General features: G+C 65.4%; 1 protein-coding gene. It reads left to right on the top strand.

The window, feature by feature from the left end:
* On the top strand, nucleotides 1-447 hold a 447-nt coding region (locus tag ACPYN9_RS17210; RefSeq protein WP_424468116.1), incomplete at its 5' end, for an aldehyde dehydrogenase family protein.
* Between the last annotated feature and the right edge of the window lies 1 nt (nucleotide 448).

Genomic DNA, 448 nt, shown 5'->3' with positions numbered 1-448 from the left:
CGCACCATCCAAGCCGAGGGCGCCGAAGGCGGGTTCTGGCTCGGCCCGACCCTCATCGACAACCTCCCCACCAGCAGCCGCGCCTACACCGAAGAGATCTTCGGCCCCGTGCTCGGCATCGTGCGCGTCAAGACCTTCGAGGAAGGCGTCGAGCTCATCAACACCGGCCAGTTCGGGAACGGCACCGCGATCTTCACCAACGACGGCGGCGCCGCACGACGCTTCCAGAACGAGATCCAGGTCGGCATGATCGGCATCAACGTGCCCATCCCCGTGCCCGTCGCCTACTACTCCTTCGGTGGCTGGAAAGACTCCGCGTTCGGCGACAGCAAGGCCTACGGCCTCCAAGGCTTCCACTTCTACACCCGCGAGAAAGCCGTCACCAGCCGCTGGCTCGACCCCGCCAAGCACGGCGGCATCAACCTCGGCTTCCCCGAAAACGACTAAC

This window comes from Pseudoclavibacter helvolus (assembly GCF_049707175.1).
GTDB classification, from domain to species: domain Bacteria; phylum Actinomycetota; class Actinomycetes; order Actinomycetales; family Microbacteriaceae; genus Pseudoclavibacter; species Pseudoclavibacter helvolus_A.
This window is presented reverse-complemented; position numbering and strand designations above follow the sequence as displayed.